This window comes from Ezakiella coagulans, assembly GCF_003096635.1.
Taxonomy (GTDB): Bacteria; Bacillota; Clostridia; order Tissierellales; family Peptoniphilaceae; genus Ezakiella; species Ezakiella coagulans.
The window spans coordinates 173,694-193,859 of record NZ_QEKV01000004.1; the positions used below are offsets into that span (position 1 = coordinate 173,694).

A 20,166-nucleotide genomic window follows, 5' to 3' on the forward strand; every position below is an offset into this window, starting at 1 on the left:
TGAATTTTATAAGGTGAATACAAAATGAAAATTTTAATATCAGAACTTCAAGATTATTTATATGACAACTATATAAATGGTGGAATTGATCAAAGCTTATTTATGAAGCTTGTAGAAGAGATGGGAGAAGTGGCAGAGGTCTTAAACAAAAAGGCAGGAAGGAAATCTTTTGGTGATGAAGATTTGAAGTCTCAATTGGGAAATGAGTTGGCTGATGTAATACATTATGCTATTGCAATTGCCGCATTAAATGATATTGATATAAATGAAACTATCATTGCTAAAGATAAATATGCATCTATAAAATATAATCATAAAATCAATTTAGAACAGTTTGTTACGGCAAGAAGATTGCTATTCAGATTTATACTGAAGACTTTAAAAATGACTATATAAGTCTTACGGATATTGCAAGATATAAAAATGTGCATGAACCTAAAGACGTTGTTAAAAATTGGTTAAGAGTAAGAGATACAATTGAATTCCTTGGTCTCTGGGAAACTATTCACAATCCTAATTTTAAAGGGGTCGAATTCGACTCCTTTAGAAAGGAAGCGGGAACAAATGCGTTTACCTTATCTCCTCAAAGATGGATTGAAAAGACAAACGCAATAGGTATTGTTTCTAAGTCTGGGCGAGGAGGAGGAACATTTGCTCATCCTGATATAGCTATGGAATTTGCCTCATGGATTTCACCAGAATTTAAGCTGTATATTATTCAAGACTATAAGAGACTTAAAGAAGATGAAAACTCAAAATTATCATTAGCTTGGAACCTTAATCGTGAAATCTCTAAGATTAACTACAAAATTCATACAGATGCAATCAAAGAATATCTCTTAAAAGATCTTACCAACGAACAGTTGTCTTATAAATATGCAAGTGAAGCAGATATGCTAAATGTTGCTTTATTTAACAAAAGAGCGAAACAGTGGCGTGAAGAAAATCCAGACCTAAAAGGTAATATGAGAGACTATGCAAGTCTGAATGAGTTACTTGTACTTGCCAATATGGAAAGCTATAATGCGATTCTTATTGGAAAAGGTATGGAGCAAAAAGAAAGAATGATGGAACTTAGAAAACTTGCTAGAACACAATTAATGTCACTTGAAAAACTTGGTGATAGTGGCACTAAAAGATTAGAAGGAAAGTAATAATAACTGTTAGTTTGTAATTGAATAAATAAATTTGAAGTTGTGGAGGATGATAAAAATGATTAGATTTGATGAAATTACGAATAAAAATATTTGGAAAGTTTGTGCATTAGAGCCATATGAAGAGCAAAAAGATTTTGTTGCTGATAACATACAGAGCTTGGCGGAAGCATATTCAACAAGAAATGAAGGCAATAATGCGTTGCCGCTTGCAGTATATGATGATAACACCCTGATTGGATTTGTTATGATCGGAAAAGGAACCGTTGGCAATGAAGAAGAAAGTCCTTTAATCAAAGAAAACTACTGCCTCTGGAGACTAATGATTGATAGGAAATATCAGGGACGAGGTATGGGAAAGCAGACGATTGATGCCGCAATCGATTTGATACGTACATTCCCATTTGGTGAGGCAAGAAAGGTATGGTTGTCGTATGAACCAGAAAACACTAGAGCAAGAGCAATATACTTAAAGTATGGCTTTTCCGAGAATGGAGAAATGTGTGGCAATGAAATTGTAGCCGTGTATGATTTATAAATTGGAACTTTTTCAGCTTATTTTAAAATTGTAGATTCATATATAGATTTCGACATAATGTATCTAGATTTAAGATAGACAACTTCCAGTTTATAGTACTAGTAATCCACCTGAATAGATAGATTATTTACATCTAAAGGCGTTGATATCACTATACGATTGTACACTGGGGTTTCGCGCTATAATAGTGATAGAGGCAAATACTTATGCAAATATAAGGAGTTCAAGACTTCTACCAAAGTTTAAAACTCAAAAAATAAATAGTTGGTGTGCTGTTTAGAGCGGCTATTGCAAGAATAAATGTTGTAAACAGTACATCAGCATAAAGGGAAAGATAGAATAAAGATGCAGAAAGATTGTTGTTTTCAAAGTAAAAATAAAAGATTCAGGTATAGAGCTGCAGCAATTATTGTTGAAAATGACTGTGTTCTATTTGCCGGAAATGAAATAAATGACTATTACTATTCGATTGGCGGAGGAGTTCATATTGGTAAAACGGCCGAAGAAGCCGTGCAAAGAGAAGTGTTTGAAGAAACGGGAATTCATTATGAAATTGAACCTCTTGCAATTATCCATGAAAATTTCTTTGTTGAGTCTACAGGAAAATATAAAGGATTAGATTCTCATGAAATAGCTTTATATTTTTTGATGAAATCAAGAGGGACACAAAAATTAATGAGTAATAGTTTTACTCAAGGAGTTAAAGAAAACATGCATTGGATACCTATTGAAGACCTTGATAAGGTTGTGGCATATCCTGTATTTATGAAGTCATATTTACAATCTAAACATAAAGAAATTTTACACATTGTGACAGATGAAAGATTATAATTATCTAAATTGCAATTTACGGAAGTGTTAGCATGAGAATAGAAATAAACAAATTATCTTCAAAATATAAAGTAAAAGAACTAAAGGCATCAGATGCTGCAGCTGTATTAAAACTAGAATGTACAAACCCGCTTTATTTTGAGTATTGTCCTCCTACTCCGAACATACAGAGTGTGTTAGATGATATGAAAGCTCTGCCACCAAAAAAGAGATTAGAAGATAAATACTATATTGGTTTCTTTGAAGAAAAGGAGCTTATTGCTATTATGGATTTGATTCTATATTATCCTAATGAAGACACCGCATTTATTGGATTATTCATGGTATTATCTGATAAACAAGGAACTGGTGTAGGGACAGAAATTATAGGTGAATGCTTCTCAGAATTAAGGGAAATTGGTTTTTCAGCAATCCGACTTGGTTATATGAAGGGAAACTCTCAAAGTGCGGCATTTTGGAATAAAAATAATTTCATACCAAAAGGAATAGAAAGCGATAACGGTCAGGGAACAATTGTTATAATGGAAAGACAATTAAAATGATAATTACATAAAATTGTTACATGAATCTCAGTTTACAATGATAGTAATCCACCTGAATAGATCTAAAAATTAGCAGATTTAGCCATTGATTTTACTATAGGATTTTACAGGTGGAATTATAGAAATTGAATATATTGCGAAAATTAATTGAGAGTTTTCGGGAAAATTTTTGTATATTTAAAGAAAAGCGAAGGAGAAATCTTTCGCTTTTTTGTGTTCGCATATGTTGTCGGAGTATCGAGAGTTTTAGTGTTAAATCCGGAGTTTATTTAGAGAAACGCTCGAGTTAAAACGGGATGAACTTTGAGGTTGTTTGGATTTAGATTAGAGCCTCGGTGAAAAAATATATTTTTAAATGTTGAAAATAATTGATTTAATCGAATTTAGATATGCATGAAAACTATAGACTACATGGGAAATTTGGGAGAGAGATTTTAGAGAGAAGGTTTTTTGTGAGAGTTTTGATTGAAAGTTAAATAGATCGAAAGGAGAAAAATTGTAAAGATATAATGTTATTAAAATACGTGTAATTATTATATGAAAATTGATTGATTATATAAGTTGATTTCAGAAAAAATATTTTATCTTATGCATGCAAACTATAGACTACATGGATAATTAGAGAAAATGACCTTCTTAAAGGTGATTCACAGAGAATTATACATAGTTAGAAAAAATTTTGAGAATAATATATTTTTTTTCAGAAAAACATAAAGTAAATATTATTTGAATAGCTTAGAAATATAATGTTTTAATTATATAAGCTGATTTTAGTTAAACGATTGTTTTAGATTATGCATGCAAACTATAGACTACATGGATAATTAGAGAAAATGACCTTATTAAAGGTGATTCACAGAGAATTATACATAGTTAGAAAAAATTTTGAGAATAAGATGATTATTTTTTCAGAAAAATCTAAAGTAAATATTATTTGAATAGCTTAGAAATATAATGTTTAAATTATATAAGCGGATTTTAGTTAAACGATTGTTTTAGATTATGTATGCAAACTATAGACTACATGCATAATTAGAGAAAATGACCTTATTAAAGGTGATTCACAGAGAATTATACATAGTTAGAAAAAATTTTGAGAATAAGATGATTATTTTTTCAGAAAAATCTAAAGTAAATATTATTTGAATAACTTAGAAATATAATGTTTTAATTATATAAGCTGATTTTAGTTAAACGATTGTTTTAGATTATGCATGCAAACTATAGACTACATGGATAATCTAGGACAGGAATTTTAGAGAGAATGTTTTTTGTGTGAGTTGTAATTGAAAATTAAACGGCTTAAACGAAGAAAGAATTTGTAAGTATATAATTTTATAATAAAGAGCTGATTAATGAGATAATATATTTTGCTAGAGTTTTGAAAGACGATATAAAGATCACATAAGGTGATTTCCAAAAAAGATGATTTATATTACGCATGCAAACTATAGACTACATGGATAATCTGGGACAGAAATTTTAGAGAGAATGTATTTTGTGTGAGTTGTAATTGAAAATTAAACGGCTTAAACTAAGAAAGAATTTGTAAGTATATAATTTTATAATAAAGAGCTGATTAATGAGATAATATATTTTGCTAGAGTTTTGAAAGACGATATAAAGATCAAATAAGGTGATTTCCAAAAAAGATGATTTATATTATGCATGCAAACTATAGACTACATGGATAATTTTCAATAAGAACTTTTGAGAGAGTATATTTTGAGAGAGTTCTGATTTAAAATTAAATACATTTAAATGTAAAAAAATTAAGAATATAATAGTATAAAAAAGATGATTATAAAGAGAATGAATTTTGTGTGAGTTTTTAAGAATAATATAAAGATTATATGGGGTTGCTTTGTGTGATTATTATATGAACTGATTTCCGGAAAAAATGATTTATATTATGTATGCAAACTATAGACTACATGGATAATTTGAGAGGGGTGTTTTCTGAAAAAAGGATTTCGGAGAGAGTAGTGTAGATTTAAGAAAATAATTTATAGAAAAGATAATCTATTGAATAATAATTTCAGAAAAAATAAACCATGAAAAAATAATCTATGGAAAAATAATCTATGGAATAATATTTTTAGGAAAAATATTTTAACGAGATGATAATTTATGGAAAATATTTTTTTATCAGTAAAACTTACAATAATTCTATGTGTTAGATTTAAAATATTATATGCTTAGTATATGTGAGATGATTGTATTAAAATTGATTGATTAATAAGTGGACTTTAGTTAAGATGTTTTTTATATTATCCATGCAAACTATATGCTACATGGATAATATGAGAGGGATATTTTTTTAAAAGGGATTTCGGAGAGGGTAGTGTAGATTTAAGAGAAATTATATTGGAGGGATTAGTGTAGATTTAAGAAAGATAATTTATAGAAAAAATGATTTATAGACTAATCTTTTTATCAAAAAAAGTAACAAAAATATTATGTAAGAGAATTGAAATATAATAATATGATTATACGAAAATTGGTTGATTATATGAACTGATTTCGGTAATAAATGTTTTGTATCATGCATGCAAACAATAGGTTACATGGATAAATTTATAAAGAATGTTTTTTGTGAGAGTTTTGATTGAAAAAGAAATAGATTAAAAGGAGAGAAATTTGTAAGGATATGATGTTATTGAAAAAAGAGATGATTAATGAGGGGATAAACGATTAATGATAGGATAAACGATTAATGATAGGATAAACGATTAATGAGGGGATAAACGATTAATTAAGGGATAAAAGATTAATGATGGGATAAACGATTAATTAAGGGATAAAAGATTAATGTGGGGATAAAAGATTAATGAGGGATAAAAGATTAATGAGGGATAAAAGATTAATGAGGGGATAAAAGATTAATGATAGGATAAAAGATTAATGAGAGGATAAAGGATTAATGAGAGGATAAACGATTAATGAGGGATAAAAGATTAATGAGGGGATAAACGATTAATGATAGGATAAACGATTAATGATGGGATAAAAGATAAATGAGGGGATAAAAGATAAATGAGGGGATAAAAGATTAATGAGAGGATAAACGATTAATGAGGGGATAAACGATTAATGAGGGATAAACGATTAATGATGGGATAAAAGATTACTGAGGGGATAAAAGATTACTGATGGGATAAAAGAGTAATGAGCGGGTAAATGTTATTGAGACATAAGTTGATTCAAAAATCTGATAATAGTTAGAACGGGATAGGAGCTAGAACAAGGATAAGTATTGAAAAATACATGAGTGTATAAAATAGGTGATGCTTAAATCATTATCTGACTCTCAATGGATTCAAACAGAGTGTTGAGTTTGGTAAATTTCATAGATTTTATAGATTTAATATTTTATTAATTCCGACATATCTTAGTCTTTCACTATATAAAATTCACCATTATTGTTGTTGAAAATTATTAATTTTCTATTTTCTGTACGAAATACATATGCACCTCTAAGCAATATATTTTTCGGTTTTATATATCCCAGCTGCGCTATTTCTACGTTTTTAAAGTTGTTTTGTTTAAGTTTGTGTTTCGCTTGATTAATAGTGTAGTTGGGCTTCAAATATAGAAAGATTATCAGGCTGATTGCAACAAATATATAGCTGATTATTAATGTTCTGCGGTTGTTATTTTTTAAAAAAGCTATTATGAGCGAATAGAAAATAGTCACATATGGCATTAGCATAACATCTGCTCGATAAAAAATAATATCCAAAATAATAATTAAAAGTATAACTATAAACGGGATGATTTTGATTAAAGTATTGGTACTGACCTTGTGCTTCAGAAATTTTTGCGATTTCATAGGGTTAACTCCTTCTATTTTATTTATGTATGATTCTTTCGTATAACTTTAGTTATTACAATCTAAAACTAAAAAATATATTCTTTTCACTTTATATAATAAGTCCGTTTTGTAAATCATTTGATAAAAGCGTGTAAAAGGTATATAATGATAAACAAAGATTATAGTAGGAGAGAGTTATGGCGGAGTTTTTTAAGAAGTATTTCAGCAAGAATTTTTTCTATGATGTTTTATTTATTTTTGCGTTATCGCTTGTGGTGACTTTTGCGAGTTTTTTATTTATTGACGGGGTTGTGCATTTTTCGATTCCGTTTGTTTTGCTTAAAAAACCGACGATTCTTTTTATGAATTTTATTCCGGTTTTTATTTTGATGCTCATTATGTATTTTGCGCTCGGAAGTGTCGGAGGGGCATTCCTGTCAATCGGGGCTATGATTTTTATTATGGGCGTCGCAAATCAAAACAAGCTTTTTTATCGCGACGACAATCTCAAGATTACGGATATCGTGCTTTTAAAGGAGACTTTGGGCATGGTGAAGTCCGGAGTTTCAATCAAGCTTAGTCCGCTTTATTTCATTTATCCATCAATTCTCATTGTAGGCGGTTATTATCTTTTGAAAATCGATAAGTTTAGGCTAAAGAAGATTATGAGGTTTTCGGGGGCTATTCTAATGTGCTTCGTCGGCTTTTACACTCTTTCAAATTTTATGACTGTGCGTGACACTTATTGGAACAATTCTATGAGCCTTTTTCACCCTTATATTGAAGTTGAACGTGCGAAGGATCGCGGCTTGGTCTACACTTTCTTTTATCATTACAAGGATTTTTTCTATAAGAAGCCGGATGTGTATGACGAAAAAATGGTTATGGACAAGCTTGATTCATACGAGGAGTCGATGCCGATGGACGACGAAAAGGTGGATATATTTTTGATTTTGGGCGAGTCGTTTGCGGATTTGGAGGAGAAAGGCGCGAAAGTTGACTCTGAGGTTTATCGCTCATTTCGAAAGCTCCAGGACAAAAGTATATGCGGGCTAATTCAAAATTATACTTTCGGCGGCGGCACGATTGAAGCGGAGAGGTATATTTATCAGGGTGCTGAGAGTTTTCCGCCATATATAAAAAATATAAACACATTTGTTTGGATGCTCAAAAATGCGGGCTACGCTACAAAGTCAATGCATCCGTTCACCGGCAAATTTTACAATCGTTTAAACACAAATCAATTTTTGGGATTCGATGAATTTTTACATTCGGAGAATTATTTTGATGAATATTTTGTAAATAAAGAAGCGGACTATTTTCCGGACAGGATTCTATTTCCGCTTGTTTTAAAGTATTACAGAAATCGTGACAAGAGTAAGAGGTATTTTAACTCGGTGATTACGATGCAAAATCACACGCCATACAGCTCGGAGGACAAGGGGATTGACGATTATCTCGACAGAAAGAGTTTTAATGGCACCGACGAAGAGTATAACATTGCGAACAACTATTTATACGGAGTGAAGGACACTGCGGATCAGCTTCTCAATTTTACGGAAGAGCTCGAGAAAGAGAAGTCGCCGGTGGTTGTGATTTTTTATGGGGACCATTTGGCACGGCTTGGCGAAGAGGGCAAGATTTATGAAAAGATGGGCGTAGATATTGGTTTTGATTCGCCGGAAGGTTGGCTTAAGCACTATACGACACCTTTTATCATTTGGGCAAATTCCGCCGCAAAAGAGAAAATCGGAGACGATATGGTCGGAGAAATTCCGACGATGAGCAATTATTATTTGTTTTCTTATGCACTCGAAAAGATGGGCTATAAAACGCCGTATATTCAGTATCTGAGCGAGAGACGCAAGGAATATCCGGTGGATGCGTCGTCCTATATTTCGGAAAACGGAAAGCTCACCGCCGACCCGAGCGAAAAGACCAAGAAAGATAAGCTCTTTCATTATATGATGCAATATTACAGGCTCAGCCATTTTTCGTACGACGAAATTGCGGATAAGAAATAAAATTGAACAATCCAACCAGCAAAACCACTAAAAGCTATAGAAGAAGGAAGAAGAGTGGCGTTGGATAGAGATATTAAAGCCTATGACAATATCGAAGATTTAATGAAAGAGCTTGGGGTATGAGAGAAATAAGTATATTTGTTTTATATCTATTATTAATTATGTTGAGGTATTATGATTAGAACATGGAAAAATGCGTTTCACAACAGAAATGTTTATATAGATTTTGAATATGAAGATCTGAAGGATAAAAAAACGGATTCGTTCTTGGAGATTTATAATTCACGATGTGCGCCGCTTCAATTTATGGTTGACTCGAGCAATACTTTAAAACGAGATATTGCAAAGACGTGGGGGTTTAAAAAGATGAGATCGTGTTATTCTCTTGAGGTCACGAAGGATGATTTGATTTCGCATGAGAATCGAACGATTGAAATTTGTGAGGCGAATTCAGAGGATGAGATTTATGAGAATTTTTCGAAAATTTATTTTGATTATTATAGGAATTCTCATGAAGCTATAAATCCTGTGAGTGCAAGCTTTAATGAGTTTAAGGAGATTTTGCCTGAGAAAATTTATTTTAGCCGAGAGGGCGGAATGAGTTTTGCATTTATTGAGAAAAATGAAATTGCGTACGTTTATTCAGATAATTTAAAAATTGCTGAAGATTTTTTTCGAGCGGTGGCGGAGAAGATGTTTTGTGATTATGATACGATATTTTTTGAAGCGGACGATGTTGACGAATGTGCGATGCGATTAAAAAATATTTTTTCGAGCGGAGTCAAAGATGTTTTTGAGACATGGATTTACGATTTGGAAGAATAGAATAAATAAAATTTTTAAAAGCGGGGGACCGCTTTTTTTGTTTGCAAAAAATAGGATAATTGCTTTATTAGCCTATTTATGATATAATATATCTTAACAATAAAACGGATAAGTGATAATAATATAGTAATTTTTTATATCCATTATGGCACTTATTGGTAGAAAGAAAAATGAACAAATAAGACTAAAAAAGAGCTGCAACCTGTAGATCCATTGAAAGAGGTATTAGATATCCTGATTAACTATAGAAATAATATTTATTTAGACAGGAGGAAATAAAGTGAGTCAAGAAAATAAGATAAATCAATCTTGCTGAGGTTCAATACAAAAAACCACTGGTACAGTGGAAGAAAAAGCAAATTGCCCCAAATGTCACAAAATAGGAGAAAAGGTTAAGAATATAACTGTAAAGCATATGGTATCAGAAAACCTTATGGGAAAGGTTGTAGATGAAGAAACTTACTATTTATGTATGAATGAAGATTGTGATGTCGTGTATTATAACTTAAACAATGAAAGAGTTTTTTATAAGGAAGATGTAAAAGTTCCTATATGGTTTAAAAAGGATGCAAATCCCAAATATATATGCTATTGCAACCAAGTTACAGAGCAACAAATTATAAACGCTGTTTTAGATGATGGTGCAAAGAATATTAAAGATATTATTAGACTTACAGGGGCAATGAAAAATGCAAAGTGCGAAATTAACAATCCTTTGGGTAAATGCTGTAGTCCTTTTATTCAAGAAACCATCAATAAAGCATTAAATAGCAAAAAATAGTTTGCGACAAATAATTTATAAAGTACGTAATAACAGTAATAAAATTAAAAATAATAAAAAACTATAGAATTAAAATTTTAGCGGTTCAGATGTAAAAGTCTGGGCCGCTTTTTTTGTTTGCAAAAAATAGTTTTCTAAAATCGACTTTCTGAGGATATATATTTTTGGAGGTGATTTTATGGATAAATCAGTTTTTATGGAAAGGCTGGCGGAGATGGATCTTTATACGAGTTATACAGAGACTCTTTCGCCGCATGGAAAGTCGGTCACGTACGAGGTGATGGACAGTTTCAGCAGCACGGTTGCGACGATTTATATGGACGAAAACGGAAAGAACTTCAATTTTTTCTACAATGATTTTATGAGCGACATGAGTGCAGATGAGAAGGTGAGTTTTTATATTTATTTTCTCAGTTTTTTTCAAACTTTAAATTTCGGGAGGGATTTGGATGAATAAAAATGAATTGAAAACATTTCTTGCGGAAAGGGGACTTTTTCTTGTGTTTCTCGAGGAGAATGCACCGGGGCTTATAAGTTATAGGTTTTCGGTGATTTCTCGGGGCAAATTGCCGTTTATGGAGTTTGTGGTTTATGACGGCGTGAAAGAGTTTATGTTTTACGAAAATGAGTATGTGGACACTCTGAAATTTGAGGACAAGTTCGAGATTTACGAGAAGCTTTTGACGCTCATCGACAGATTTTAGGAGGAAGTTATGGATTTAAAAGAATTTGTAGAGTTTTTACACGACGAGGGGCTCACTCTTGTTTATAAGGAGTCCACGAAAGGTGACGAATACGAATATGAGGTTCGGGATGCGGACATGCACCCGATTCTTTTTGTATCGTCGATTGCGGGCGTGACGGATTTTAAGTTTATAGAGAGTGATTATATTTATAATTTAGATTTTAATAAAAAGATGAATATTTATAGGAATGCTCTGAGTTTTATATCAGGGATTAATTAGGGGAGGAGATTTTATGACGAGAAAAGTTATTACACCGTATTTTTCGCACGATTCAAACGCAAGAAATTCGGACAAGCTTCTTGCTGTGAGAATTAAACATGGGGCTGAGGGCTACGGGATATATTTTATGATTTTGGAGCGTCTTCGCGAGGAGAGCGATTATACGTCGTCGATAAATTATGATGTTATGGCGTATGATTTTAGAGTAGATAGTGAAAAGATTAGGTCGATTGTTGAAGATTTCGGCCTTTTTGAGTTTAATGAAGATGGGAGTCGTTTTTATTCTCCCGATTTTAACGAGAGGATGGAGATGAAGGATAAAAAAGTTAGAGATTTGTCAGAAAAGAGAAGAAATGCAGCCAATAAAAGATGGAATAAAGAGACTCATGAGAATGAAGATATAGAGTCTGAAAATAATACATCTTTAAAGGATAATGATGAGAAAAATGAGAATAAGGATTTTAAAGACGACGAGGCATTGTCGTCTAATTTTTGTACAGTTATAAATGAAAAACCAGCTCAGAGAGAAACAGTAGAAAAATTTATAGAGAAAAATAATGATAATTTATCAAATAGTAAAGACGGAAAGAACTTTAAAAGTTTAAAAAATGTTAATATTAATGAAAATATGCAAACGAATGCAAGTGCAATACAAACGAATGCAAGTGCAATGCAAACGTATGCCAAGCAAAGCAAAGAAAAGCAAAGCAAAGAAAAGCAAAGAAAACAAAAACAAACAAAAAGTGTCATAAATACTTTTGATTTCCACCCTAAAGTTTTGGAGTATACGTCAAATCCGGAGCTTAGGGATTGTTTGTGTGTGTTTTTTGATGAGAGAGCAAAGTCGAAATCTGTTGACGAGAGTGTTGTCGATATGTTTTTTAAGCAGCTTGATTCGTATTCAGCAGGAAGTGACGACAAGAAGATATTAATTTTGAGAAATTCGATTCTTAACGGGTGGAAAAATATATATCCCGTTAATTTGAATGACAAAAATTCTTCTTCAAAGCTTGACGAGTACTATATGACTGAATCAAGGCAAACTGACGGTTATTCGGAAGCGGAACTGAAGGATATTTTTAATTTAAAATCTCATTTGTAAATTTTAAGTTTAAGATATCGAATTTGATAATTAAAAGTTAATTAATTCTCAAGTTTGCATTATTTTTATAAATTTTTTAAAAAAGTTTAATTTTTTGATTGATTTTATTTGAGTAAAGGTATATAATAGTAACCGGTGGCATTTTATTATCGTGTAGGATTTTTTATTTGCGTCAAATGATTTTTATTGTTTTGTTTTCATGTATAACAAAGTTAATGAAAAAATACACAAAATCTTTATTTATTTTTTAATTTTCTTACGCTGCGATGGTGGTATAATTATGTCGTGGCCATGTGTATAGCGTAATATAAATAATTTAAAATACCGAGGCTACCTAATTTATTATTTATTTTAAAAATTTTAATCAAGGAGGGTTAAGATGAACAATAGAATAGCACAATTAAGAAAAGCTCTAGGTTTGTCTCAAATGAAACTTGCCGGAATAGTTGGCGTTTCAAGAATAAGCATCAGTAAAATTGAGACAGGAAAATGCATACCGGGATTGAAGCTTGCAAGTGATATTGCACATGCACTCGACAAATCACTCTATGAAGTTTTCGATTTGGACAATAACGGCACTTTTGCGTCAAGATAATATTATTTTTTATTTTGCGGCTCTAAATAAGAGCCGTTTTTTATTTGTATTTTTTTAATGAAAAGCTTGCACTTGCAACTTTTTTATGTTATAATAGTTGATGTAATTAGCCACGCATTTTGATACATTCCGCGAGGTTGCCGTTTTTCGGTTGTCGGGTGTATGTGATAAATGCGGAAGAATAAACCGGAGGTGTAGATATGAGCGTAATTACTATGAAAAACTTATTAGAAGCAGGTGTTCACTTTGGACACCAAACAAGAAGATGGAACCCTAAGATGGCTCCTTACATTTTCACTGAAAGAAACGGTATTTATATTATCGATCTTCAAAAAACTGTAAAGAAGGTTGAAGAAGCTTATCGTTTCGTTAAGGAAATTGTTGAAGAAGGTGGAACTGTTCTTTTTGTAGGAACAAAGAAACAAGGACAAGAAGCTATCGAAAGCGAAGCTAAGAGATGCGAAATGCCGTATGTAAACCAAAGATGGTTGGGCGGAATGCTTACAAACTATCAAACAATCAAGACAAGAATCGACAGACTCTTTGAACTTGAAGAAATGGAAGAAAACGGTACATTTGACATTCTTCCTAAGGTTGAAGTCATCAAATTGAGACATGAAATTGAACGTCTTGAAAAGTTCTTAGGCGGAATCAAGAACATGAACGGAACTCCTGATTGTTTGTTCGTGGTTGACCCTAAAAAAGAAAACATCGCTGTTCAAGAAGCACACAAACTCGGAATCCCTGTTGTCGGTATTGTAGACACAAACTGTGACCCTGAACAATTGGATTTCCCAATTCCTGGCAACGACGACGCTATCCGTGCTGTTAAACTTATTGCTGAAACAATTGCAAATGCTGTTATTGAAGCAAAACAAGGTGAACAATACAGTGCTCCTGAAACAGAAGATGATGATTCCGAAGAAAGCATGGAAGAAGCTTTGAAAAAGGAAGAAGAAAAAAGTTCTAAGGAAGACAAATAGTAAATTATTATAAATTTAAATATTATAAAGAAGGGTAGGATGAAAAATGAGCAAGATCAGTGCAAGTTTAGTTAAAGAATTAAGAGAAAAGACAGGCGCAGGTATGCTTGATTGCAGAAATGCACTTCAAGAAACAGATGGAGATTTAGATAAGGCAGTTGACCTATTAAGAGAAAAAGGACTCAGCAAAGCTGCAAAGAAATCTTCAAGAATCGCAGCTGAAGGTCTTGTTGAAGCTTATATTCACGGCGGCAGAATCGGGGTTTTAGTTGAAGTTAACTCAGAAACAGACTTCGTTGCAAAGACAGATGAATTCAAGGATTTTGTTAAGGACGTAGCAATGCAAATCGCTGCTTCAAGTCCAAAATACGTTTCACGTGAAGAAGTTCCTGAAGAAATTATCAACCACGAAAAAGAAGTTTTGACTCAACAAGCTATGAATGAAGGAAAACCTCAAAACATTGCAGAAAAAATGGTCGAAGGAAGAATTGAAAAATTCTATAAGGAAATTGTTCTTCTTGAACAACCTTTCATTAAAGACCCTGATAAGTCAATCGAAACATTGTTAAAAGAAAAAATCGCTAAAATCGGCGAAAATATTAAAATTAGACGTTTTGTTCGTTTTGAAGTTGGTGAAGGACTCGAAAAGAGAGAAGAAAACTTTGCAGACGAAGTTGCAAAACAAATGGGCAAATAGTCTTTTATGAGTAAATCCAGAAGAGTTGTATTAAAGCTTTCCGGAGAGTCAATGGCAGGTGACAATAAAACAGGTCTTGACATGAATTTTGTAGGAGAGCTCGCAAAACGAATTAAGGATGCACAAAATGATTCTCTTCAAGTTGCTATCGTATGTGGCGGTGGCAACTTTTGGAGAGGTCGTGACGGACTCGAAATAGAAAGAGCGACTTCCGATTATATGGGAATGCTCGGCACTGTCATGAATGCTTTAGCACTACAAAGTGCTCTTGAGAAAGCGGGAATACCGACAAGAGTACAAACCTCAATCGAAATGAGAGAAGTTGCTGAACCTTATATCATGAGACGTGCCATAAGGCATCTTGAAAAAGGACGTGTTGTTATTTTTGCAGCCGGTATCGGAAATCCATATTTTTCAACCGACACAACCGCTGCCTTGAGAGCAGCTGAAATCGGTGCGGATTCGATACTCATTGCGAAAAAAGGTGTCGACGGCGTATATTCAGCCGATCCAAACAAATTTGAGGGTGCAACAAGATTTGAGCATTTAACATTTAAAGAAGTGCTTGAAAAGGATTTGAAGGTTCTTGACGGCACCGCAATAAGTTTGTCGAAAGACAACAACATTCCGCTTTTAGTCTTTGGAATTGATGAAACAGAAAACATTACAAAGGCTTTAAACGGGGAAAAAATTGGAACAATTGTCGATAATAAGGAGGACTAAATGACTACGCAAGTTTTTAAAGCAGCTGAAGAAAAGATGAACAAGAGCATCGAAGTCTACAAAGAAGATTTGGGCTCTATTCGTGCAGGACGTGCAAACCCGTCACTTTTGGACAGAGTAGAAGTTGACTATTACGGGGTTATGACTCCACTTAGACAAATTTCAAACGTCTCCGCTCCGGAGCCAAGACTCATCCAAATTCAACCATGGGATGCAAACGTAATTCCTGCAATTGAAAAGGCGATTTTATCAAGTGATTTGGGACTTAATCCTTCAAACGACGGAAAAGTTGTAAGACTTGTAATTCCACAACTCACAGAGGAAAGAAGAAAAGATTTAACAAAACTTGTTTCCAAAAACGCTGAAGATGCTAAAGTAAATATCAGAAATATCAGAAGAGATTTGATGGACGAAATCAAAAAGCTTGAAAAGGACAAAGCAATCACAGAAGATGAGCAATTCCAAGCTGAAGACAAAGCCCAAAAATTGACAGATGATATGATTAAAGATATTGACAAAATTGCTGAAGAAAAGCAAAAGGAAATAATGGAAATATAATAAATGTGCCGACAATGTGTCGGCTTTTATTTTACATAAAAGAGGTGTATTATGAGAGTTTCAATTCCAAATGAAAAGTATTTTGAGTCATTTAAGTTTTTCTGTGAAGAATTTTACGGAAAATTTGACTATAATGAAGATGAATATATTAAGGCGAAAAAGGCGGCACGCACTATGCGTGGCAAGGACCAGGAGATAGAGGTGTGGTATATCGATGATGACGCTGTTATAGGCGTTGGAAAGATTTTGCCGACGCTTTCGATCGACGCTATTGAGTACGGCGGAAACCTTTCGATTGATATTTTTAATCGCAGCATGTTCTTAGAAGAGGCGATTGACGTTTCAATCAAGTTTATTCAGTCGTTTTATCCGATTGAAAGAATTCTTTTTACGGTTAAAGATGACGACTATGATTTGTTACTTATAATGAAAGAGAAGTCCGCAAAGTCGCTTTCGGAAGGCGAAGTCACAAGAGATGGCGAAAGTTTTAATGTGAAGAGATTTAATCTCGAGATTTAGTTTTTGTATTCGGGATTATGGGCTGTTAATTTATGCGTTTGAGTCTTGTGAAATGAACAGTTTTTGGTAAGATGATTACGGAGATTTTATAAATTAACTGATTTCAAGAAAAATGTTTAATGAAAAATAGCTGTAAATAATTTACAATTGAAGGAGAATATGATGAATGCATTAATTGTACTGGATGTGCAAAAAGGAATATTGAAGAAAAAGGATTTTTCAGAGACTTTAAATAATATTAAAATTCTAATTGATGATTTTAAAATGAAGAGTGACATTGTAATCTTAACCAAGCATCTTTCAGATGATGTTGACAGTCCTTATTTTAAAGGCTCCAGAGACGCGGAAATATGGGATGAGATTCAAGGGCTGGGCGATTATACTATTGAAAAGACGTCCTGCAATCCATTTTACAAAACCAATCTTGCCCAAGTATTAAAAGACAATAATGTGTCTAAAGTATATATATGCGGTTTTAATACGGAATATTGTTGTTTATTTTCCAGCATCTTATGTTCCGACAGAGGCTATGAAACTGTTTTTATTGAAGACGCTTCGGGAACATTTGGAGATGAAGAAATTTATGAAATGCCCGGAATCGATATCAATGACTTTATTGGGTCTATACTAAATTGGTCCGGAGAAGTTGAGGTATTATATACTGATGAGTATTTTAACGGTATTTAATAATTAAGGGATTGAATTAAAAATGATATCAATATAAGTTTTTTACAATCTATAGATTTAAAGACAATGTTTATCATATCCAATTTGCCAGACACTGTATGTTAAATTGGCCCGGTCCCATTATTATAAGCTTTTATCTATCAGCGATGAGAAAAAGCGAAGCTTATATGAAAAATTTTTAAATCTTGTAAAAAAATCGATAGATATAAGCATTTTACAATCTATAATTAGGCATAAAGAAATTTATGGCAAAATAAGGGTGGAATGGTATAAGTTATATAATTTCAAGAAAAACGTTTAGCGAAAAAGAGTTGTAGAAAATTTATAAATGAAGGAGATTAAAATGAATAATAAGAGAATTAAGAGTATTATTCTTTTAACTACTATAATAGTTTTAATAGTTGTTTTTTGTACAGTTATTTCCGGGGACGTGTTTGGAGTGTATAATCCATTACGTGTAACAAATGGATTTATACAAGTTTGCATTTTAAACAAAGACTACTATGAGATTCAAGAATATCCTAAAATTATGATTGCTAATAAAGATTTAAATTTGGGTGATTATATGAAAAATTTAGGGTGGACATATGTGGAAACTATCGACGCCGATAAGTTAGTGATGGAGAATATCTATGAATTCAAATATAAAGAGATCGAAGCATTTGTGGAAGTTACCCAACATAAAAATTATTATATTTGGAAGTGGAGAGAATAAGAGTATTGAGTTTGAGAATTTTTACATTACTTGCTTTATGTGAATAATTTCTGGTATTCATCAAAAAAAGATGGAGTTAGGTTAAATGAAAAATAAAAACAGGAAAAATTTAATAATAGTGACCTTAATGATTGGGTTGATATTTATAACTTCTTGTTCTAAAGAAAAAAATGTTAAAAGTGAAGAATTTCATTTGTTTAAAGAAGAGATGTCATCAAATAAAAAAATAGGTGAGATTCAAATAAAATTTTTAAGACCATCCTTATATATTAATTTTGTTACATCTGAAAATTTTAAAATTAATGATGTAAAAAAAGTAATAGATAAATTAAAACCATTCATAAATACCAATCACATGGATGAAATTGCAAGCAAATATTGGGAAAAAGATACAAAAGTATCTGATGTATATATATCTTTTTATAATGGGAAAATAGATAAGAATGACACAAGAAAGAATCTCGTGTATAGTATATATACAAAGTATTATAAAACTTATGTTGTTGATGATAATCCTTTAAATATAGATGCTTATAGCACATGGTTTATAGAAGTTGATGGGAAAGAATATCAACTTGAGGATTACTTAGACGGAGATTATTAAAATTGGTATATTTTTATCTAAGAGTAGTAAGACATTTCTTGTCTGATAAATTTGATATTACAAAACATAAGAATTATAAGTTATTGGAAGATTGTGATGAGAGAAATGTTTTTGATATTGAAAAGTATATTACTCGAAAGTGTAAAGCTAAGATAAATGGTAATACAGTGATAACAAGATTGTAATATTTACTGTAAGAGCCTACACATGCGAGGGACTATGTGATATAATATAACTAGATAAATTAGAATTTGTCAAGGAGGGAATATGGATTTTAGTAGGATGATCCCTGAATTATCAGTTTTTGATATTAATCTGACTAAAAAATTTTATAGTGAATTAGGATTTAAAATTGAATATGAACGTGCTGAAGATAAATTCGTTTTCATGTCTTTTCAAGATAGTCAGTTTATGTTCGAACAAATTCATGATGATGGTTGGAATATAGGTGAGCTAGTATATCCTTTAGGAAGAGGAATAAATTTTTCAATAGCTGTCGATGATATTGAAGAACTGTATCAATTAGTGAATGATTTGAATATAGAATTATACAGAGAACTAACCAGAAACATATATCAAGTTAATGAAATAGAAGAAATGCAAATAGAGTTTTTAATTCAAGATCCCAATGGGTATTTGTTAAGATTTACAAATTAACAAATACCAGTTTGTCGAGCCAAATAATTAAATAGAAACGAAAGAGATGATAGATAATTAAACTCTATCGTCTTTTTTTATACTCAAAATTAGGAGGTAAAAATGGTAAGGATAAGAAGTCCGACTTAAAACAATTTAATATATAAGACATTTAGCGATTGAAATATAAATTCAGTAACTTTTTTAATTGAAATTTATAGATTAAGGAGAAGAAATTAATGGATAGAGAAAAAGAGGTATATTATAGCACTTAACTATAAACCATTATGGATACAGTTAGCAAAAAAGGACTAAAAAACAGATGTAATAGTTATGGCATGGATACAACAAGTGTTATAGCATAAATGGGCAAGGATAAACCAATTACATTTAAGAATTTAGAAAGAATATGTAAGGCTCTATCTTGCACTCCTAATGATATTATTAGTTTTGAATATGAATTTGAAAAAGAAATTTAAAACTAAAACGAGATGTATTAAAATATAAAAATTGTAATTTTAAATGGTCAAAACACTTGACCATTTTTTAAATTTATGATATACTCAAGTTGAAAATAATTAAATAAATAAAAATATAATGGCAAACGAAACTATATATAAAGGAGGTAATATAGTTGGAATTTTCAGATGGAGAACTACTGGTAATGGAAGAGTTGTGGAAAGGTGATGTCTTAGATGAAAATGGAGAAATCCAAGCTCTTGCCTTATCAAAAATATTGATGGAAAAGTACGATATAAGTAAAACCTCTTGCTACACCTTTTTTGGAAGATTAGTAGAAAAAGGAGCGATAGCTAGGAGATATCCTAAATATACAATTAGAGTCCTTGTATCAAGGGAAGATGCTCTTTTGAA

Annotated in this window: 24 protein-coding genes and 3 pseudogenes; 26 read left to right on the plus strand and 1 reads right to left on the minus strand. The window is 31.8% G+C overall.

The genetic code is table 11. From position 1 onward, the window contains the following. Nucleotides 1-24 precede the first annotated feature (24 nt). The 6 genes and pseudogenes from C7381_RS04675 to C7381_RS04700 all read left to right on the plus strand — a co-directional run bounded on the left by C7381_RS04675 (nucleotide 25) and on the right by C7381_RS04700 (nucleotide 3,065). Entirely contained in the window at nucleotides 25-396 is a 372-nt protein-coding gene (locus C7381_RS04675) for a MazG nucleotide pyrophosphohydrolase domain-containing protein (RefSeq protein WP_116480068.1), read from the plus strand. Next, entirely contained in the window at nucleotides 351-1,154 is an 804-nt protein-coding gene (locus tag C7381_RS04680; RefSeq protein ID WP_116480069.1) for a KilA-N domain-containing protein, read from the plus strand. The genes C7381_RS04675 and C7381_RS04680 overlap by 46 nt, the downstream gene beginning before the upstream one ends. 58 nt (nucleotides 1,155-1,212) lie before the next feature. After that, nucleotides 1,213-1,692, plus strand: a complete 480-nt coding sequence (locus C7381_RS04685; RefSeq protein ID WP_034547755.1) for a GNAT family N-acetyltransferase — start codon at nucleotides 1,213-1,215, stop codon at nucleotides 1,690-1,692. A gap of 172 nt (nucleotides 1,693-1,864) precedes the next feature. Further along, a pseudogene (locus C7381_RS08910) lies at nucleotides 1,865-1,972 on the plus strand (restriction endonuclease subunit M); the annotation flags it as partial. A 65-nt stretch (nucleotides 1,973-2,037) separates the two neighbouring features. Continuing rightward, a complete protein-coding gene (locus C7381_RS04695; protein WP_116480070.1) occupies nucleotides 2,038-2,523 on the plus strand; it encodes an NUDIX hydrolase in 486 nt (161 codons plus the stop codon). A gap of 32 nt (nucleotides 2,524-2,555) precedes the next feature. Next, nucleotides 2,556-3,065 carry a GNAT family N-acetyltransferase gene (locus C7381_RS04700; RefSeq protein ID WP_116480071.1) on the plus strand — a complete coding sequence of 170 codons (510 nt, stop codon included), beginning with the start codon at nucleotides 2,556-2,558 and terminating at the stop codon, nucleotides 3,063-3,065. A 3,391-nt stretch (nucleotides 3,066-6,456) separates the two neighbouring features. Here C7381_RS04700 and C7381_RS04705 read toward each other — a convergent pair. Continuing rightward, nucleotides 6,457-6,897 carry a hypothetical protein gene (locus C7381_RS04705; protein ID WP_116480072.1) on the minus strand — a complete coding sequence of 147 codons (441 nt, stop codon included), beginning with the start codon at nucleotides 6,895-6,897 and terminating at the stop codon, nucleotides 6,457-6,459. A gap of 179 nt (nucleotides 6,898-7,076) precedes the next feature. Here C7381_RS04705 and C7381_RS04710 point away from each other — a divergent pair, with 179 nt between their 5' ends. From C7381_RS04710 to C7381_RS04815, 20 genes and pseudogenes are all read left to right on the plus strand, one after another. Further along, nucleotides 7,077-8,903 carry an LTA synthase family protein gene (locus C7381_RS04710; RefSeq protein ID WP_116480073.1) on the plus strand — a complete coding sequence of 609 codons (1,827 nt, stop codon included), beginning with the start codon at nucleotides 7,077-7,079 and terminating at the stop codon, nucleotides 8,901-8,903. Between the two features lie 174 nt (nucleotides 8,904-9,077). After that, nucleotides 9,078-9,728, plus strand: a complete 651-nt coding sequence (locus C7381_RS04715; RefSeq protein WP_116480074.1) for a hypothetical protein — start codon at nucleotides 9,078-9,080, stop codon at nucleotides 9,726-9,728. A 298-nt stretch (nucleotides 9,729-10,026) separates the two neighbouring features. Beyond that, on the plus strand, nucleotides 10,027-10,509 hold the full coding sequence (locus C7381_RS04725) for a Csac_0668 family 2Fe-2S cluster-binding (seleno)protein (RefSeq protein WP_165803598.1): 483 nt from the start codon (nucleotides 10,027-10,029) through the stop codon (nucleotides 10,507-10,509). A 178-nt stretch (nucleotides 10,510-10,687) separates the two neighbouring features. Continuing rightward, nucleotides 10,688-10,966 carry a hypothetical protein gene (locus C7381_RS04730; RefSeq protein WP_034547729.1) on the plus strand — a complete coding sequence of 93 codons (279 nt, stop codon included), beginning with the start codon at nucleotides 10,688-10,690 and terminating at the stop codon, nucleotides 10,964-10,966. Beyond that, on the plus strand, nucleotides 10,959-11,213 hold the full coding sequence (locus tag C7381_RS04735) for a hypothetical protein (protein ID WP_116480075.1): 255 nt from the start codon (nucleotides 10,959-10,961) through the stop codon (nucleotides 11,211-11,213). Before C7381_RS04730 ends, C7381_RS04735 begins: the two co-directional genes overlap by 8 nt. A 9-nt stretch (nucleotides 11,214-11,222) precedes the next feature. Further along, complete coding sequence (locus tag C7381_RS04740) at nucleotides 11,223-11,474, plus strand: hypothetical protein (protein WP_116480076.1); 252 nt, start codon at nucleotides 11,223-11,225, stop codon at nucleotides 11,472-11,474. A gap of 13 nt (nucleotides 11,475-11,487) precedes the next feature. Further along, nucleotides 11,488-12,576, plus strand: a complete 1,089-nt coding sequence (locus C7381_RS04745; protein ID WP_116480077.1) for a DUF4373 domain-containing protein — start codon at nucleotides 11,488-11,490, stop codon at nucleotides 12,574-12,576. Between the two features lie 379 nt (nucleotides 12,577-12,955). Next, nucleotides 12,956-13,171, plus strand: coding sequence for a helix-turn-helix transcriptional regulator (locus tag C7381_RS04750; protein ID WP_116480078.1), 216 nt, complete (start codon nucleotides 12,956-12,958; stop codon nucleotides 13,169-13,171). Between the two features lie 200 nt (nucleotides 13,172-13,371). Beyond that, nucleotides 13,372-14,154, plus strand: coding sequence for a 30S ribosomal protein S2 (gene rpsB / locus C7381_RS04755; protein ID WP_034547720.1), 783 nt, complete (start codon nucleotides 13,372-13,374; stop codon nucleotides 14,152-14,154). Nucleotides 14,155-14,200: 46 nt separating this feature from the next. Continuing rightward, the gene (tsf, locus tag C7381_RS04760) at nucleotides 14,201-14,851 is read left to right on the plus strand and encodes a translation elongation factor Ts (protein ID WP_116480079.1); all 651 of its coding nucleotides are present in this window, start codon (nucleotides 14,201-14,203) and stop codon (nucleotides 14,849-14,851) included. 6 nt (nucleotides 14,852-14,857) lie between these two features. Further along, entirely contained in the window at nucleotides 14,858-15,574 is a 717-nt protein-coding gene (gene pyrH, locus C7381_RS04765) for a UMP kinase (RefSeq protein ID WP_034547717.1), read from the plus strand. Continuing rightward, entirely contained in the window at nucleotides 15,575-16,132 is a 558-nt protein-coding gene (gene frr / locus C7381_RS04770) for a ribosome recycling factor (RefSeq protein WP_034547715.1), read from the plus strand. Nucleotides 16,133-16,183: 51 nt separating this feature from the next. Next, a complete protein-coding gene (locus C7381_RS04775) occupies nucleotides 16,184-16,651 on the plus strand; it encodes a hypothetical protein (RefSeq protein WP_116480080.1) in 468 nt (155 codons plus the stop codon). 162 nt (nucleotides 16,652-16,813) lie between these two features. Next, nucleotides 16,814-17,338: a cysteine hydrolase family protein gene (locus C7381_RS04780; RefSeq protein ID WP_116480081.1), complete on the plus strand. Its 525-nt coding sequence runs from the start codon at nucleotides 16,814-16,816 to the stop codon at nucleotides 17,336-17,338. Nucleotides 17,339-17,408: 70 nt separating this feature from the next. Next, nucleotides 17,409-17,513 (plus strand): annotated as a pseudogene (locus C7381_RS08850) (PDDEXK nuclease domain-containing protein); the annotation flags it as partial. A 168-nt stretch (nucleotides 17,514-17,681) separates the two neighbouring features. Then, nucleotides 17,682-18,053, plus strand: coding sequence for a hypothetical protein (locus C7381_RS04790; RefSeq protein ID WP_116480083.1), 372 nt, complete (start codon nucleotides 17,682-17,684; stop codon nucleotides 18,051-18,053). 85 nt (nucleotides 18,054-18,138) lie between these two features. Then, nucleotides 18,139-18,657 (plus strand): hypothetical protein, encoded by a 519-nt coding sequence (locus C7381_RS04795; protein WP_116480084.1) that lies wholly within the window; start codon nucleotides 18,139-18,141, stop codon nucleotides 18,655-18,657. Between the two features lie 267 nt (nucleotides 18,658-18,924). Further along, the gene (locus C7381_RS04805) at nucleotides 18,925-19,314 is read left to right on the plus strand and encodes a bleomycin resistance protein (RefSeq protein WP_116480086.1); all 390 of its coding nucleotides are present in this window, start codon (nucleotides 18,925-18,927) and stop codon (nucleotides 19,312-19,314) included. Between the two features lie 243 nt (nucleotides 19,315-19,557). Beyond that, nucleotides 19,558-19,772: pseudogene (locus tag C7381_RS04810) on the plus strand (helix-turn-helix domain-containing protein). 155 nt (nucleotides 19,773-19,927) lie between these two features. Then, the coding region (locus C7381_RS04815) for a BlaI/MecI/CopY family transcriptional regulator (protein ID WP_185117040.1) at nucleotides 19,928-20,166 on the plus strand (239 nt) is incomplete at its 3' end.

Coding starts and splice junctions, on each gene's coding strand:
- C7381_RS04675 (WP_116480068.1), top strand. CDS start 25: ATGAAAATTTTAATATCAGAACTTCAAGATTATTTATATGACAACTAT.
- C7381_RS04685 (WP_034547755.1), top strand. CDS start 1,213: ATGATTAGATTTGATGAAATTACGAATAAAAATATTTGGAAAGTTTGT.
- C7381_RS04695 (WP_116480070.1), top strand. CDS start 2,038: ATGCAGAAAGATTGTTGTTTTCAAAGTAAAAATAAAAGATTCAGGTAT.
- C7381_RS04700 (WP_116480071.1), top strand. CDS start 2,556: ATGAGAATAGAAATAAACAAATTATCTTCAAAATATAAAGTAAAAGAA.
- C7381_RS04705 (WP_116480072.1), bottom strand. CDS start 6,897: ATGAAATCGCAAAAATTTCTGAAGCACAAGGTCAGTACCAATACTTTA.
- C7381_RS04710 (WP_116480073.1), top strand. CDS start 7,077: ATGGCGGAGTTTTTTAAGAAGTATTTCAGCAAGAATTTTTTCTATGAT.
- C7381_RS04715 (WP_116480074.1), top strand. CDS start 9,078: ATGATTAGAACATGGAAAAATGCGTTTCACAACAGAAATGTTTATATA.
- C7381_RS04730 (WP_034547729.1), top strand. CDS start 10,688: ATGGATAAATCAGTTTTTATGGAAAGGCTGGCGGAGATGGATCTTTAT.
- C7381_RS04735 (WP_116480075.1), top strand. CDS start 10,959: ATGAATAAAAATGAATTGAAAACATTTCTTGCGGAAAGGGGACTTTTT.
- C7381_RS04740 (WP_116480076.1), top strand. CDS start 11,223: ATGGATTTAAAAGAATTTGTAGAGTTTTTACACGACGAGGGGCTCACT.
- C7381_RS04745 (WP_116480077.1), top strand. CDS start 11,488: ATGACGAGAAAAGTTATTACACCGTATTTTTCGCACGATTCAAACGCA.
- C7381_RS04750 (WP_116480078.1), top strand. CDS start 12,956: ATGAACAATAGAATAGCACAATTAAGAAAAGCTCTAGGTTTGTCTCAA.
- rpsB (WP_034547720.1), top strand. CDS start 13,372: ATGAGCGTAATTACTATGAAAAACTTATTAGAAGCAGGTGTTCACTTT.
- tsf (WP_116480079.1), top strand. CDS start 14,201: ATGAGCAAGATCAGTGCAAGTTTAGTTAAAGAATTAAGAGAAAAGACA.
- pyrH (WP_034547717.1), top strand. CDS start 14,858: ATGAGTAAATCCAGAAGAGTTGTATTAAAGCTTTCCGGAGAGTCAATG.
- frr (WP_034547715.1), top strand. CDS start 15,575: ATGACTACGCAAGTTTTTAAAGCAGCTGAAGAAAAGATGAACAAGAGC.
- C7381_RS04775 (WP_116480080.1), top strand. CDS start 16,184: ATGAGAGTTTCAATTCCAAATGAAAAGTATTTTGAGTCATTTAAGTTT.
- C7381_RS04780 (WP_116480081.1), top strand. CDS start 16,814: ATGAATGCATTAATTGTACTGGATGTGCAAAAAGGAATATTGAAGAAA.
- C7381_RS04790 (WP_116480083.1), top strand. CDS start 17,682: ATGAATAATAAGAGAATTAAGAGTATTATTCTTTTAACTACTATAATA.
- C7381_RS04795 (WP_116480084.1), top strand. CDS start 18,139: ATGAAAAATAAAAACAGGAAAAATTTAATAATAGTGACCTTAATGATT.
- C7381_RS04805 (WP_116480086.1), top strand. CDS start 18,925: ATGGATTTTAGTAGGATGATCCCTGAATTATCAGTTTTTGATATTAAT.